This is a genomic window from Nocardioides sp., assembly GCF_041600255.1.
Classification (GTDB): Bacteria; Actinomycetota; Actinomycetes; order Propionibacteriales; family Nocardioidaceae; genus Nocardioides.
Map to the genome: position 1 here is coordinate 1 of NZ_JBFIKK010000086.1, position 14,559 is coordinate 14,559.

The following is a 14,559-nucleotide window of genomic DNA, read 5'->3' on the forward strand; positions in this document are numbered from 1 at the left end:
GACCGCGGACCTCGTGGTGGCGGTCTCCGACGACGTGGCCGACCGTCTGCGCGCCGGCGGCCTGCCGGAGGCCCGCCTGCAGGTGATCGAGAACGCCGTGACCGTGAGCGCGCTCCCCGGCCGGTCCGAGGCGCGGGCGGCCCTCGGGCTGGCGGCCGACGCCGACGTGGTGCTCTGCCTGGCTCGCCTGATCCCGCCCAAGCGCCAGGACCTCCTGATCGAGGCCTGGTCGCTCATGGAAGGGCGACCTCAGTTGCTGCTCGCCGGGGACGGCCCGGCCCGCGCCGACCTCGAGGAGCAGACCCGCGCCGCCGGGCTCGAGAGCCGGGTGAGGTTCCTGGGGGACCGTCGTGACGTGGCCCGGCTGCTGGCAGCCAGCGACGTGCTCGTCCTGCCCAGCGACCGGGAGGGGCTCCCGATGACCGTGCTGGAGGCCATGTCGGCCGGAGTTCCCGTGGTGGCCTCCGCGGTCGGCGGCCTGGCGACGCTGGACCCGGACGCCGTGGAACTGGTCGCGCCGCACTCGGCCCAGGCGCTGGCGTCCGGGGTGTCACGGCTCCTCGCCGACGAGACCCGGCGAACCACGATGACCGAGGCCGCCGCCACCCTGATCCGGAGCCGGTTCTCGGCCCCGGTGATGCGCGAGCGGTACCAATTGGCCTATTCGAGGCTCGGCGCTACGCCCAGGCAATAGCGTAGGGGGTAGCGTCAGGGCAGCAGGCGGGTCCGGACCGGCCGTCGACCGACCGTTCGATCGGTCGTCCGATCGACCGGGCACGGATCCGTGAGCGTGTTTACCGAGTCACGGAGCGGGAAGATCTCCTGCGCCAAGCAGCTGTCGCGCGGATGACGCGCATTGGGGGAGCGATGGAGATTCGTCACATCGGGGGTGCGCTGTGGAGACAGCGCGTCCTGGTGTTGTTCATCCTGGTGGTGACCGGTGCGGCCGTCGCCTACGGACTGATCTCCGCCCCCAAGAGCTACTCCGCGAACGCCACCGTCTCCGTCGCCTCAGCTCCAGGAGCCGACGTCGAGATCGAGAACGAGAACGCCCTGCGCGGCACGATCGGTGAGTTGGCCAACTCCCGGGCCGTGCTGGTCGACGTCCAGAGTCGGTTGAGCGTCCCGCGTGACCTCGACGTGCTGCGCCGGGAGATCTCCGGTCACTGGGTCGTCGGCACCATCCTGGTCGACGTCTCGGTGGTCGACTCCGACCCGGTGGTCGCCGCCGAGATCGCGAACACCACGGCCGAGGTCCTGCCCCTGCACGACCCGAGCAACGGCGCCTTCCTCTTCACGACGAGCAACCCGGCGCAGCCGCCGACGACGTACTCCAGCCCGAACCTGATGCTCGGCATCGGTGTCGGCGCCCTGCTGGCCATGGTGATCGCCACCTGCGGCGCCCTGCTCCGCGACGGACGCACCAACACCGTGGACGACGCAGCCGGCATCGAGGAGGCCGCCGTGGCCCCGGTTCTCGCGCACGTCGCTCCGCCGCGCGACCCCACCACGCTGCCGGCGCTCTACCCGGGGACGTCGGCCGCCGACGTCTTCCGACACCTGAGGATCGCCCTCGAGGCCGAGGCGAGCACCAACCCGGTCAACAAGGTCGTCGTCACCGGTGTCACCTCGGGGGACGTCAACGTCTGGCTCGGCGCCAACCTCGCCATCTCCCTGGCCAACGTCGGTCGTCGGGTGCTGCTGGTCGACGGCCGGATCGGTGAGCGACACGGTCGCCCGGTGGCCGACGAGCCCGGCACGCTGGGCCTGTACGACCTCCTCAACGGCGCCGACTTCGACTCCGCCCTGAGCCCCGGACCGGTCGAGCTGCTCACCGTGCTGCCCTCGGGTGACTGGGGTGGCGAGCCCACCGAGACCCTGATCGAGACCCGCTTCTCGGCGGCGATGAGCGAGGCCACCGAGCGCTTCGACGTGGTGGTCGTGCTCGCGCCCCCACTCGACGTCTGTGACGACGCCCGGGTGATGGCCGCCGGCGGATCGATGCTGCTGGCGGTGCCGGAGGGCGGGGTGACGCCGAGCGAGCTCCGCGGCCACGCCGACAACATCCGGTCGGTCGGCGTCCGGCTGCTGGGCATCGTGCTCGTGGGACGCCGCTCCGAGCGCGTCTCCGTCTGATCGACTCGATGCCGGCACGCGACAGCGCCGACCCTGGTCGCCTGCACGTCCTGCACGTCTCCGTGCCGACCACCGAGGGGGTCGCCGCCGTCCAGGAGACCTACGTCCGGGACCAGCTCGAGCGGGGCTGGGCGGTCTCCGTGGCCTGTCCCTCCACTGGGTGGTGGGGGTACGCCGCCCGCGACCTGGGTGCCGACGTCAACTGGTGGAACGCGCGCCGCGACCCCGGGCCGGACATCCTCGCCGAGGCCCACCGGCTTCGCCGAATCGTCCGACGTACCCGTCCGGACGTGGTGCACCTGCACAGCGCGAAGGCCGGCCTGGTCGGTCGGATGGTCCTGCGTGGCCGGGTCCCTACCCTCTTCCAGCCGCACGCCTGGTCGTTCATGGCGGCCACGGGAGCGGTCGGGCGGGCGTCGCTGACCTGGGAGCGGGTCGCCGCCCGGTGGACGACGGAACTCATCTGCGTCAGTGAGAGCGAGCGGACCGACGGGGAGCAGCAGGGCGTCGTCGCTCCCACCAGCGTGGTGCCGAACGGGGTCGACCTCCGACTCCTGCAGCCGGCGGGCGATGACGAGCGTCTCGCGGCGCGGGCCGAGCTCGGGCTCGACGACGCGCCCACGGTCGTCTGTGTGGGCCGCCTGGCGCCGCAGAAGGGCCAGTCCGACCTCCTCGACGCCTGGCAGGAGGTCCGCGCACGGATCCCGGACGCCCGCCTCGTCCTGGTGGGCGACGGCCCGGACCGGGAGCTGCTCGAACGGCGGGTCGTGGCCGACTCGGGGGTGCGGCTGGTCGGCTCGCGTGCGGACGTGCCGAGCTGGCTGGCGGCCGCGGACGTGGTGGCCGTGCCCTCGCTCTGGGAGGGCATGGCGCTGGTTCCGCTGGAGGCGATGGCCCGCGCCCGCAGCGTGGTGGTCTCGGACGTGACCGGCGTGGCCGAGAGCGTGCCGGAGGGCGCGGGGGCGATCGTGCCGCCGGGCTCCCCGGACGACCTGGCCGAGGCGCTCGTGACCCGGTTGGCCGATCCCCACCTCTGCGCGGAGGAGGGGCTGGCCGGGCGCTCACACGTGGAGGCGCGTCACGACTCCGCTACTGCCGCGCAGGACGTGGCTCGGGTGTGTCTGCGTCTTGCCGGGAGGCAGAGGCGGTCAACATGATCGTCCTGTTCCGCGGCTCCGAACGGACCACGGCAGCCACGGTGCGAAACATGATCTTGATGTCGCCCCACAGCGACCAGTTCTCGATGTAGTAGTTGTCGTAGCGCACCCGGTCGTCGATCGAGGTGTCTCCACGCAGGTTGTTGACCTGGGCGTGGCCGGTCAGACCCGTCTGCACGCGGTGCCGGTCGGAGTACCGCTCCTGGGCCTTGGAGAACTCCTGGACGAAGTGCGGGCGCTCGGGGCGAGGGCCCACCAGGCTCATGTCTCCGCGCAGCACGTTGATCAGCTGGGGCAGTTCGTCGAGGCTGGAGCGACGCAGGAACCGACCCACCGGGCCGAGGCGGGCGTCGTGACTGATGGACCACTGGGTCTGGCTCTCCAGCATGGACTCCGGCTTGAGCGAGCGGAACTTCATCAGCGTGAACGTCCGGCCGCCGATGCCGACGCGGGTCTGCTTGAAGATCACCCCCGGACCGGTCTCGATGCGCACGGCGAGCGCGCAGAGTGCCATCACCGGGGCCAGCAGGACCAGGGCGATGGCCGACAGGGTGACGTCCAGGCCACGCTTGAGCAGCATCTTGGCCGGGTTGAGGCCGGAACGTCGCAGGCGCATCACGGCCACGTCGCGAATCACCTCGACCCGGCGGTGGTGGTCGATCCCCATCATCTCGAAGAAGCGGGGGACGACGAAGACCTGACGGTTGCCCTCGGCGCAGCGGCGCACCATGGAGAGGGTGCGGGCGTCCGGGGGAGTGGGGAACGCGAAGATCACGTCGTTGACGCCGAGGTCGATCATGGCGCGGTCGAGGTCTCGCAGACCGCCGAGCAGCGGTAGCGGCAGGTCCCGTGCCGAGAGGTCCGGAGCGTGGTCGATCATCCCGACCGGAACCAGGCCGAGCTCGGGTTTCCCCAGCAGGGACTCGGCCAGCCGCCGTCCGACGACGCCGGCTCCCACGATGATCACGGGGTGGGCGGTACGTCCGTTACGACGCATGGCGTGGACCCCGGCGTACACGAAGGCCCGCAGGGTGGTGAGCAGCGCCAGCGAAGCGATGGCGAAGACGGCCACGATCTCGGCAGTGCTCTGGGAGCTCAACGTGTTCAGTGGGGAGACGGCGGCGAGCACCAGCGCGGCGACGCCGACGGCGAGCAGGAGGCGGGGCAGGTCCTCGAGGACCGACAGCACCAGGCGCGAGCGGTGCAGGTCGGCGCCCTGGCAGACGATCAGGGCGGCGGTGGCGGCGGCCACCAGAGCGAAGGGACTGATGTGCTCTCGCACGAGCAACCCGGCGAACAGTACGGATCCCAGGTCAACGAGGATGAGCAGGGGCCGGATGCTGCGGATCCAAGGTAGTACGTCGATGAGCTTCATGCGATCCCCCATGGCGATGCTGTGGTGTAGCCGGTGAAGAACGATTGCTGCGTCGTCATGACGCTCCCACGGTCGTCCGTCCGGGCCTTTGAAAACTGCTAATGACCACCTTGAGGGAGCACTCGGAGTAGTCATGTCAGGCTACCCGGGAGTGGCCCGAGTATGCCTGGGTGCACGCTTGTGACCTCCAGCATGCGGCACGCCGCAGGCATGACCAAACGGCTTGCGCCTTTCTTGCGGGAACCCTGATTCGGCCTCGCAGAACCGCGGTCTCCTACCGGTCCGCGGTCTGGAAGGCTCAGGACATGAGTCCACGGCTGTTGTCGGTGAACGTCGGTCGGCCCCGAGAGGTGCCCTGGGCGGCGATCGGGCGTACCTCGATCGACCGCCGCCCCGTCACCGGCGCCGTCCTCGTCGAGCGCCACGGCCTGGTCGGCGACGCGGTCTCCGACACCCGGCACCATGGTGGTCCGGACAAGGCCGTCTACGCGTTCGCCCGCGAGGACCTCGACCACTGGGCGGCAGAGCTGGGCGCCGAGGTCCGCGACGGCCAGTTCGGTGAGAACCTCACGACCGTCGGTCTGGACATGAACGAGGCGGAGATCGGCGAGCAGTGGCGGATCGGCACCGTCCTGCTGGAGGTCCGCACGGTCCGCACCCCCTGCCACGACTTCAAGGGCTGGATGCGCGTCAGCGGGTTCGACGACCGCGGCTGGGTCAAGCGCTTCACCGCCGAGGGGCGGCCCGGCCCCTACCTGCGGGTGCTGCAGGAGGGGACCCTGCAGGCGGGCGACCCGGTGGAGATCGTCCACCGCCCCGGCCACGGCGTCACCGTGAGCACGATGTTCCGGGCTCTCACCACCGATTCCAGCCTCCTGCCCGAGCTGCTCTGCGTCGACGCGCTGGTGAGTGAAATCCGGGTCAAGGCCGAGCGGTACGTCGCTGCAGCCGACCGCGGATCGTCAAATCCGACGAATCCACGTGGCGGTTCGGCTACCCACGCGTAACAAGGTGATCTAGGTTACTGGTCACGGACCTCCTTGCGGGCGAGGTCCTTCGCCGTCCCCGAAGTGCAGGAGTGTCATGGCTGTCAACGCCGACATCAGTTTCCTCGATCACCTGGCGCCCAATGTCGCCGTTCAGTTCCTCGACCGGGTCGCGGCCTCGTCGGACCGGGAGGCCTATCGGTTCCCGAGCGGCGACGCCGCCTGGGAGTCGCGTACCTGGGCCGAGACCGGTCGCGAGGTCTCACGCCTGGCTGCGGGCCTGCTGGCCCTCGGGCTGGAGTCCGAGCAGCGCGTGGGTATCGCCTCGGCCACCCGCTACGAGTGGATCGTGGCCGACCTGGCCGTCATGTGCGCCGCTGGTGCCACCACCACCGTCTACCCCTCGACCAACAGCGAGGACACCGCCTACATCCTCAGCGACTCCGAGTGTCGGGTCGTCTTCGCCGAGGACGACGAGCAGCTCGCGAAGCTGCGCGAGCACAAGGGCGAGCTGCCCCACCTGGCCAAGGTCGTCACCTTCGACGGTGCCACCGACGGCGACTGGGTGATCGGCCTCGAGGACCTCGCCGTCCTCGGGGACGCGTACCTCGCCGAGCACCCCGGCTGCATCGAGGAGACCGCGAAGGCGATCGCCCCCGACCAGCTGGCGACCCTGATCTACACCTCCGGGACCACGGGTCGCCCCAAGGGCGTCCGTCTGCGGCACAGCTCGTGGGTCTACGAGGGTTCGGCCATCCAGGTCCAGGACATCCTCGACGAGACCGACCTGCAGTTCCTGTGGCTGCCGATGGCCCACTCCTTTGGCAAGGTGCTGCTCTCCACGCAGCTGGCCTGCGGCTTCGCCACGGCCATCGACGGTCGCGTCGACAAGATCGTGGAGAACCTCGGGATCGTGAAGCCCACCTTCATGGGTGCGGCACCGCGGATCTTCGAGAAGGCCCACGGCCGGATCGTGACGATGACCGAGTCCGAGGGTGGTGCCAAGGAGAAGCTGTTCAAGCAGGCCTTCGCCGTCGGCACCAAGGTCGACCGGCTCAAGCGCGAGGGCAAGTCGGTGCCGATGGGGCTCAAGCTCCAGCACGGCCTGTTCGACAAGCTGGTCTTCAGCAAGGTGCGCGACCGCTTCGGTGGTCGGGTGCGCTTCTTCATCTCCGGCTCCGCTCCGCTGAACCAGGAGATCGCCGAGTGGTTCAACGCGGCCGGCATCCTGATCCTCGAGGGCTACGGGATGACCGAGAACGCCGCCGGCGCCACGGTCAACCACCCCGACGACTACCGGATCGGCAGCGTGGGCCACGCCCTGCCCGGCTCCGAGGTGCGGATCGGCGAAGGCGACGAGGTGCAGCTCCGCGGGCCGCACATCATGGCCGGCTACCACAACCTGCCCGAGGAGACCGAGAAGACCTTCACCGAGGACGGGTGGCTGCGCACCGGTGACAAGGGCAGCCTCGACGCCGACGGCTTCCTCACCATCACCGGCCGGATCAAGGACCTGTTCAAGACCTCGGGTGGCAAGTACATCGCGCCGACCTCGATCGAGTCCAAGTTCAAGGCGATCTGCCCCTACACCAGCCAGTTCATGGTCTTCGGCGCCGGGCGCAACTACTGCGTCGCCCTGGTCACCCTGGACCCGGACGCCATGGAGACCTGGGCGGCCGAGAACGACATGGCGGGCGCGTCGTACACCGACATCGTCCGCTCCGACAAGGTCAAGGCCATGATCGGGGAGTACGTCGACCAGCTGAACGCCAGGCTCAACCGCTGGGAGACCATCAAGAAGTGGGAGCTGCTCGACCACGACCTGACCATCGAGTCGGGCGAGCTGACCCCCTCGATGAAGGTCAAGCGCAACGTCGTCGAGGAGAACAACCAGGCCAGGATCGCGGCCTTCTACGAGTGATCGCCCGGGCAGGGCGGCCCAGTCAGCTGGTGTGCTCCGTCTGAAAGGATGGACGGATGCCGTCCGCCCTGCCCGCCGGTGAGCCGGTCCCCGAGGACGGCTCACTCCCGTCCGACGCCCTCGCCGAACTCGGCAGGGCGCCGTTCGGTTTCTACGTGCACGTGCCGTTCTGCACGGTGCGCTGCGGCTACTGCGACTTCAACACCTACACCGTGCAGGAGCTGGGGCCGGCCGGGACCGCACCCGGCGCCTCCCGGGCGACCTATGCCGAGGCGGCGATCGCCGAGATCCGCCGAGCCCGTCAGGTGCTGGGCGAGCGGGACCTGCCGGTCTCCACGATCTTCTTCGGTGGTGGAACGCCCACCCTGCTCCCACCCGACGACCTGATCGGCATCGTCGACGCCATCTCGGCGGAGTTCGGCCTGGTCGAGGGCGCGGAGATCACGACCGAGTCGAACCCGGACAGTGTCACGCCCGCCGACCTCGCGCGGCTTCGCGAGGGCGGCATCAACCGGATCTCCTTCGGCATGCAGTCGGCCGTGGCGCACGTGCTCGCCACGCTCGATCGGACTCACGACCCGCGCCGCGTCCCGGCGGTGGTCGAGGCCGCGCGTGCGGCCGGCTTCGAGCAGGTGAGCCTGGACCTGATCTACGGCACCCCGGGGGAGACCCTGGCCGACTGGGAGGCCTCGCTCGACGCTGCCCTGGCCTGCGGCCCCGACCACGTCTCGGCGTACTCGCTGATCGTCGAGGACGGCACCGCCCTGGCCCGGCAGGTGCGCCGCGGCGAGGTGCCGATGCCGGACGACGACGACCTGGCCGACAAGTACGTGCTGGCCGACGAGCGACTCACCGCGGCCGGACTCGGCTGGTACGAGGTCTCCAACTGGGCCCGCGACGAGGCCAGCCGGTGCCGGCACAACCTCCTCTACTGGACCGGCGGCCACTGGTGGGGTGCCGGGCCGGGGGCCCACTCCCACGTCGGCGGCGTGCGCTGGTGGAACGTCAAGCATCCTGCCGCGTACGCCGACCGGCTGGCCGCGGGCCGCAGCCCCGCCCATGCCCGGGAGCTGCTCGACCCCGACAGTCGACACGTCGAGCGCGTCCTGCTGGAGCTGCGCCTGCGCGACGGCCTGCCCACGGCGGTGCTGGACGCGGCCGGACAGCAGGCAGTCCCCGACCTGGCGGGTCGGGGACTGCTGGTGGAGCAGGCCGGGCGGCTCGTGCTCACCCGCCGGGGACGGTTGCTGGCGGACGCGGTGGTCCGTGACCTGCTGCCCTGAGGGTGACCTCAGCTGACCATGCGGATGGTCAGCGGGTAGCGGTACTCCTCGCCCTGGCTGGCCTTGACCGAGCCCAGAATCGTGAAGACCAGCCAGAGGACTCCCACGACCAGCAGCAGCAGGATGCCGATGGCCACGAAGACCAGGACGAACGAGACCACGCCGTAGATCAGGATCGAGAGCTGGAAGTTCAGCGACTCCACCGCCTGGCGCCGGACGTAGGCGGACTCGTTGCCCTTGGTCAGCAGGACCACGAGCGGGCCCAGGAAGCTGAGCGCCACGAACGCCGCCACCAACGCGCTCCAGTGCGCCGCGCCACCCCAGGTGATCTCGTCGGGCGTCCGCCCGGAGGGGTGCTGCCACTGCTGCCCGGGCGGTGCCGGTGGTGGGGGCGGCTGCTGGCCAGGCGCCTGCCCCTGGTGGTGCCCGCTCTGGCTCGGGCCGACCGGCGGCATGCCGAAGGGACCGCCGGTGCCCGGCGGGAACCGCGGGGGCTCGTCGCCGTGGTGCGGAGGTTGGGTCGGGTCGCTCATGGTGGGACTCCTCTGATCAGTCTGTGGTGACGAAGTCGATCAGTTCTTCGACTCTACCCAGCAGCGCCGGCTCGAGGTCGTTGAACGACGTGACCTTCCCCAGGATGTGCTTCCAGGCGCGTGCGATGTCCGCCTGGTCGCGGTGCGGCCAGCCGAGCTGCTGACAGATCCCTTTCTTCCACTCGATGGAGCGCGGGACGTCGGGCCAGCGGTCGAGCCCGAGGCGGGCCGGCTTCACCGCGGCCCAGACGTCGATGAACGGGTGGCCGACGATCAGTACGTGCTTGCCGACCGGGGAGCGGCTCACGGCCTGGGCGATCCGGCTCTCCTTGGAGCCCTTCACCAGGTGGTCGACGAGCACGCCGACCTTCCGGTCGGGGCCCGGCCGGAAGTCGCGCAGGTGCTCGGAGAGGTCGTCGATCCCATCGAGGTACTCCACGACCACGCCCTCGAGGCGCAGGTCGGCGCCCCAGACCTTCTCCACGAGCTCGGCGTCGTGACGGCCCTCGACGAAGATCCGGCTGGCGCGGGCGACCCGCGCCTTGGCGCCGTGCACGGCCACCGAACCCGAGGCGGTCCGGGTGGCCGGCGTGGGAGCACCGGCGCGCAGCGGAGGCGTCAGGATCACCGGGCGTCCCTCGAGCAGGAAGCCCGGCCCCAGGGGGAAGGTGCGGCGCTTGCTGCGGCGGTCCTCGAGCGTGACGGTGTGCAGGTCGCGGTCGACGGCGACGATCTCGCCGCACCAGTCGGTGGTGACCTCCTCGACCACGGCGCCGATCTCGGCAGGGGCCTCGACGGCGCGTCCGCGCGCGGGGGCGCGCCAGTCGGTGTTGAGCACGTCAGAGCCGTAGCGGTCGCGAGAAGTCACCGATCAACGGTAGGCGTCGGCGCGGCCGCCGGCCGGGTGACGCGCCGGGTCACTCGACGTCGTCGGGACCCACGGGATCGGCCGGGCTGTCCGGGTCGTCCATCTCGACCGCACGCTTGCCGCCGTCCATGTCGAGGTCGGCCGGATCGGGAGCGTCCTCGCCGCTCAGCGGCTGGGCGAGGGGGTTGTCGTCGGTGGGGCGCAGGTCCTCGGGCAGCTGCTCGTCGTCGATGCCGGTGGTCGGGTCGCCGTCGTTCTCCGGAGTGCTCATGCGGACCCCGTGCCCGCCCGCCTCGTCGACGAAACCCGGTCGCCGGCTCAGGCCAGCGGGAGCTGGGTGCGACCCAGAGGCAGTTGCTCGTAGCCACGCCGTACGGCATCGCCGAGCACGTCGGTGGGCAGGGCCCAGTCGCCCACGTCGAGCGCCTGGGCCAGCGGCACGCCTCGCGCCACGAGGTCGCGGATCGTCGAGGCCACCAGTCCGATCGTGTTGCGCTGGATCTCCACGAACTCCCGATCGACCAGGCCGCCGTGTCCGGGCACCACGACCGTGCTCTCGGTGGCCAACCCCAGCACGATGTCGAGGCTGTGCGGCCAGTCCAGCGGGAAGCTGTCGGGGCCGAAGGAGGGCGGAGCGGACTCCTCCACCACGTCTCCTGTCACGAGCACGTCGACATCGGGGACACGGACCACGAGGTCACCGGCGGTGTGGGCCCGGCCGGGGTGGATCAGCTCGACGACCCGGTCGCCGAGGTCGAGCACCTTGGCCGAGGAGAAGGTGTGGTCAGGCAGCACGAGCTCGGTGTCCGCGACGTCCGCCACCAGGGCAGGGCCGGCCGTCGCGAGCTCGTCGCGCGCGTCCTCGTGGGCGTGGATCGGCACGTCGCCGTACGCCGCACGGAACGCGCCGTTGCCGAACGTGTGGTCGAAGTGCCAGTGCGTGTTCGTCACCGCCACCACCTCGCCGGCCCCGAGCCGTCGTACGGCCTCGATCACGCCGCGGGCCGCCTCGGTGGAGGCGTGGGTGTCGACCACCAGCAGTCCTGCGCTGCCGCCGACCAGGGTGATGTTGAGGTCGAACTCACGGTGCCGGGCCACCCACACCCGGTCGGCCACCTCCCGGAAACCTGCGTCCACGACGTTCGTCATGGGCGCGACCCTAGTAGGCTTGGCACTCGCAGTATTCGAGTGCCAACGATTCCGAGTCCAGAGCCAGGAGGCGACGTGCAGGAGGAACGCAGGCTGGCCGTGCTCCGGGCGATCGTCGAGGACTACGTCGCCACGGAGGAACCGGTCGGCTCCAAGGCTCTCGTCGAGCGGCACAGCCTGGGCGTCTCCCCGGCCACCGTCCGCAACGACATGGCTGCCCTCGAGGACGAGGGCTTCATCACCCAGCCGCACACGAGTGCGGGTCGGGTGCCGACCGACAAGGGCTACCGGCTCTTCGTCGACCGGCTCTCCACCCTCAAGCCGATGAGCGCCGCCGAACGTCGCGCGATCGCCTCGATCCTCGACGGAGCGGTGGACCTCGACGACGTGGTCCAGCGCTCGGTGCGCCTGCTGGCGCAGCTGACCCGGCAGGTCGCAGTCGTCCAGTACCCCACGCTCTCGCGCTCCACCGTGCGCCACGTCGAGCTGGTCGCCTTGGCTCCCACCCGCCTGCTCGTCGTCCTGATCCTGAGCACCGGCCGGGTGGAGCAGCGCCTCGTCGACCTCGAGACCCCGCTCGACGACACCCAGCTCGCCGACGTGCGCTCGCGGGTCGGTCGCGCCGCCGTCGGCGAGATCATCGCCGACGCCACCACCTCCCTGCGGGACATCGTCCCGCCGCCGGGTGCGGCGGGGGCACAGGCCGGTGACGCCGCCACGCTGAGTGCCCTGGCCGGGGTGGTCGACACCCTGGTCGAGGCGATGTCCGACCACCGCTCCGACGAGCGTGTCGCCGTCGGCGGCGCCGCCAACCTGGCCCGCTTCGGCGACAGCTTCGACTCCGACGTCCGCCCGCTGCTCGAGGCGCTGGAGGAGCACGTCGTCCTGCTCAAGCTGCTGGGCGAGGCGACCACCGGCAGCAACCTGACGGTGCGGATCGGGCACGAGGGCCCCTACCAGGAGCTCTCCTCGACCAGCGTCGTCGCCACCGGCTACGGCCCCCGCGACGAGGCGATCGCACGGCTCGGCATCGTCGGTCCCACGCGCATGGACTACCCGGGCACCATGGCGTCGGTGCGTGCCGTCGCCCGCTACGTCTCCCGGATTCTCGACGAGGGATGACCTCCCTCCCCGCACCCCCCGCAACGATCACGAAGGATTCCCAGTGAGTCAGGACCTCTACGACCTCCTCGGTGTCGCCCGCGACGCGGATGCCGACACCATCAAGAAGGCCTACCGGCGTCTGGCCCGGAAGCTCCACCCCGACGTCAACCCCGACCCGGAGACCCAGGAGAAGTTCAAGGAGGTCTCCCGCGCCTACGAGGTCCTCTCCGACCCGCAGAAGCGCGCGGCGTACGACCGGGGCGGCGACCCGTTCGGCGGGGCCGGCGGCGGCTTCGGTCAGGGTGCCGGATTCTCCTTCACCGACATCATGGACGCGTTCTTCGGTGGCGGCGGAGCGGGTGCCGCGCAGGGTCGTGGGCCGCGCCCGCGCACCCGGCGGGGCCAGGATGCCCTGATCCGGATCGAGGTCGAGCTCGCCGAGGCGGCGTTCGGGGTCAGCCGCGAGCTCAAGGTCGACACGGCCGTGCTCTGCACCACCTGCTCCGGCGAGGGGGCCGCACCCGGCAGCCACCCCGTGCCGTGCGAGACCTGTCGGGGCGCGGGCGAGGTGGCTCACGTCCAGCGCTCGTTCCTCGGCGAGATCCGCACCCTGCGGCCGTGTGCGGCCTGCCGCGGGCTGGGTTCGGTCATCCCGGACCCGTGCCGCGACTGCGCCGGGGACGGCCGGGTCCGCTCGCGCCGGACGCTGACCGTGAAGATCCCGGCCGGTGTCGACAACGGCACCCGGGTCCAGCTCACCGAGCAGGGCGAGGTCGGCCCCGGCGGTGGCCCGCCCGGTGACCTCTACGTCGAGATCCACGTCGCCGAGCACCCGACCTTCAGCCGGCACGGCAACGACCTGCACTGCACCGTCTCGGTCCCGATGACCGCGGCCGCGCTGGGCACCAGCCTGACCCTGCCGACCCTGGAGGCCGACCTGGTCGGCGAGGACAGCGATCCCGACTCGGGCCTGGAGACTTCCTTCGACCTGGAGATCGAGCCCGGGACCCAGTCCGGCACGCAGCAGGTGCTGCGCGCCCGCGGCGTACCGGGCCTGCGGGGTGGGCGCGGGGACCTGATCGTCAGCGTGCTCGTCGAGACGCCGCTGCGCCTCGACGAGCGCCAGGAGGAGCTGCTGCGCGAGCTGGCGGCCCTGCGGGGCGAGGAGACGCCCACCGGTCAGGTGCCGCCCGGCACGAAGTCGGTCTTCGGCCGGCTGCGCGACGCCTTCAACGCCCACTGACCGGAGTCGACCGATGACGTTGCCCCTGCACCTGGTGCCGTCCCTGGCCGGCGTCGTCGAGGGCGCCGGCATCGAAGTGACCGGCGACGAGGCGCACCACGCGGTCGCCGTACGCCGGCTGCGGGTGGGGGAGTCGGTGCTGCTGACCGACGGCGAAGGCGCCACGGTGGTCGCCGAGGTCGTGGCCACCGGCAAGCGGGTCTTCGAGACCGTCGTACGTCAGGTGAGCCGGACGACGGCTCCCGACCCCGAGCTCGTCGTCGTACAGGCCCTCCCGAAGGGGGACCGTGGCGAGCTCGCGGTCGAGGTGCTGACGGAGATCGGCGTCGCGACCGTCGTGCCGTGGGCCGCCTCGCGCAGCGTGGCCGTCTGGAAGGGCGAGCGGGCGGTGAAGGCATTGGCGCGCTGGCGTTCGACGGCGCGCGAGGCTGCCAAGCAGTCGCGGCGCTCGTGGTTCCCCACCGTGGCGGAGCTCGCGTCCACCGCCGAGGTCGCCGAGCTGGTCGCCGGGGCGGACCTGGCGGTCGTCCTGCACGAGGCGGCCGACCGTCCGTTGAGCCGGCTCGAGGTCCCCTCCAGCGGGCGGATCGTCGTGGTCGTCGGGCCCGAGGGTGGGCTGAGCGACGACGAGGTGGCGGCCTTCGTCGAGGCCGGGGCTGTCTCGGTGCGGCTCGGCAGCGAGGTGCTGCGCACCTCGACGGCCGGGGTCGCCGCGGCCGCCGCCCTGCTCTCCCGCACCCCCCGATGGTGACCTGCCACTTGTGGTTGCTCAGAAGCCGCTGACCTGCCAGTTGTGGTTAACCA

General features: G+C 71.1%; 14 protein-coding genes. 9 read left to right on the plus strand and 5 right to left on the minus strand.

The window, feature by feature from the left end; genetic code table 11:
* The 3 genes from ABZE72_RS11100 to ABZE72_RS11110 form a co-directional block, all read left to right on the plus strand.
* The coding region (locus ABZE72_RS11100; protein ID WP_372729091.1) for a glycosyltransferase at nucleotides 1-694 on the plus strand (694 nt) is incomplete at its 5' end.
* Nucleotides 695-867: 173 nt separating this feature from the next.
* Nucleotides 868-2,136, plus strand: coding sequence for a Wzz/FepE/Etk N-terminal domain-containing protein (locus ABZE72_RS11105; protein ID WP_372729092.1), 1,269 nt, complete (start codon nucleotides 868-870; stop codon nucleotides 2,134-2,136).
* Between the two features lie 8 nt (nucleotides 2,137-2,144).
* Nucleotides 2,145-3,293, plus strand: coding sequence for a glycosyltransferase (locus ABZE72_RS11110; RefSeq protein ID WP_372729093.1), 1,149 nt, complete (start codon nucleotides 2,145-2,147; stop codon nucleotides 3,291-3,293).
* Here ABZE72_RS11110 and ABZE72_RS11115 read toward each other — a convergent pair.
* Nucleotides 3,226-4,680, minus strand: coding sequence for a sugar transferase (locus ABZE72_RS11115; protein WP_372729094.1), 1,455 nt, complete (start codon nucleotides 4,678-4,680; stop codon nucleotides 3,226-3,228). The genes ABZE72_RS11110 and ABZE72_RS11115 overlap by 68 nt on opposite strands.
* Nucleotides 4,681-4,973: 293 nt before the next feature.
* On the opposite strand from ABZE72_RS11115, the gene ABZE72_RS11120 reads away from it, so the two are divergent.
* The 3 genes from ABZE72_RS11120 to hemW all read left to right on the plus strand — a co-directional run bounded on the left by ABZE72_RS11120 (nucleotide 4,974) and on the right by hemW (nucleotide 8,858).
* Nucleotides 4,974-5,675 (plus strand): MOSC domain-containing protein, encoded by a 702-nt coding sequence (locus ABZE72_RS11120; protein WP_372729095.1) that lies wholly within the window; start codon nucleotides 4,974-4,976, stop codon nucleotides 5,673-5,675.
* Between the two features lie 76 nt (nucleotides 5,676-5,751).
* Nucleotides 5,752-7,575 (plus strand): long-chain fatty acid--CoA ligase, encoded by a 1,824-nt coding sequence (locus ABZE72_RS11125; RefSeq protein WP_372729096.1) that lies wholly within the window; start codon nucleotides 5,752-5,754, stop codon nucleotides 7,573-7,575.
* Nucleotides 7,576-7,631: 56 nt separating this feature from the next.
* A complete protein-coding gene (gene hemW / locus ABZE72_RS11130) occupies nucleotides 7,632-8,858 on the plus strand; it encodes a radical SAM family heme chaperone HemW (RefSeq protein ID WP_372729097.1) in 1,227 nt (408 codons plus the stop codon).
* Between the two features lie 8 nt (nucleotides 8,859-8,866).
* Here the strand turns inward: hemW and ABZE72_RS11135 are convergent, their stop codons facing one another.
* Genes ABZE72_RS11135 through ABZE72_RS11150 form a run of 4 tightly spaced genes read right to left on the minus strand, consistent with a single transcriptional unit; the run spans nucleotide 8,867 to nucleotide 11,408 of the window.
* Nucleotides 8,867-9,391 (minus strand): DUF4870 domain-containing protein, encoded by a 525-nt coding sequence (locus tag ABZE72_RS11135; protein ID WP_372729098.1) that lies wholly within the window; start codon nucleotides 9,389-9,391, stop codon nucleotides 8,867-8,869.
* Between the two features lie 16 nt (nucleotides 9,392-9,407).
* A complete protein-coding gene (locus ABZE72_RS11140; RefSeq protein WP_372729099.1) occupies nucleotides 9,408-10,259 on the minus strand; it encodes a DUF3097 domain-containing protein in 852 nt (283 codons plus the stop codon).
* 49 nt (nucleotides 10,260-10,308) lie between these two features.
* A complete protein-coding gene (locus tag ABZE72_RS11145; protein WP_372729100.1) occupies nucleotides 10,309-10,530 on the minus strand; it encodes a hypothetical protein in 222 nt (73 codons plus the stop codon).
* A gap of 47 nt (nucleotides 10,531-10,577) precedes the next feature.
* Nucleotides 10,578-11,408: an MBL fold metallo-hydrolase gene (locus ABZE72_RS11150; protein WP_372729101.1), complete on the minus strand. Its 831-nt coding sequence runs from the start codon at nucleotides 11,406-11,408 to the stop codon at nucleotides 10,578-10,580.
* A 75-nt stretch (nucleotides 11,409-11,483) separates the two neighbouring features.
* Here ABZE72_RS11150 and hrcA point away from each other — a divergent pair, with 75 nt between their 5' ends.
* The 3 genes from hrcA to ABZE72_RS11165 are packed head-to-tail and all read left to right on the plus strand — an operon-like array spanning nucleotide 11,484 to nucleotide 14,506.
* Nucleotides 11,484-12,530: a heat-inducible transcriptional repressor HrcA gene (gene hrcA / locus ABZE72_RS11155; RefSeq protein WP_372729102.1), complete on the plus strand. Its 1,047-nt coding sequence runs from the start codon at nucleotides 11,484-11,486 to the stop codon at nucleotides 12,528-12,530.
* A gap of 43 nt (nucleotides 12,531-12,573) precedes the next feature.
* Nucleotides 12,574-13,755, plus strand: a complete 1,182-nt coding sequence (dnaJ, locus tag ABZE72_RS11160) for a molecular chaperone DnaJ (protein WP_372729103.1) — start codon at nucleotides 12,574-12,576, stop codon at nucleotides 13,753-13,755.
* A 13-nt stretch (nucleotides 13,756-13,768) separates the two neighbouring features.
* Complete coding sequence (locus tag ABZE72_RS11165) at nucleotides 13,769-14,506, plus strand: 16S rRNA (uracil(1498)-N(3))-methyltransferase (RefSeq protein ID WP_372729104.1); 738 nt, start codon at nucleotides 13,769-13,771, stop codon at nucleotides 14,504-14,506.
* Nucleotides 14,507-14,559 lie beyond the last annotated feature (53 nt).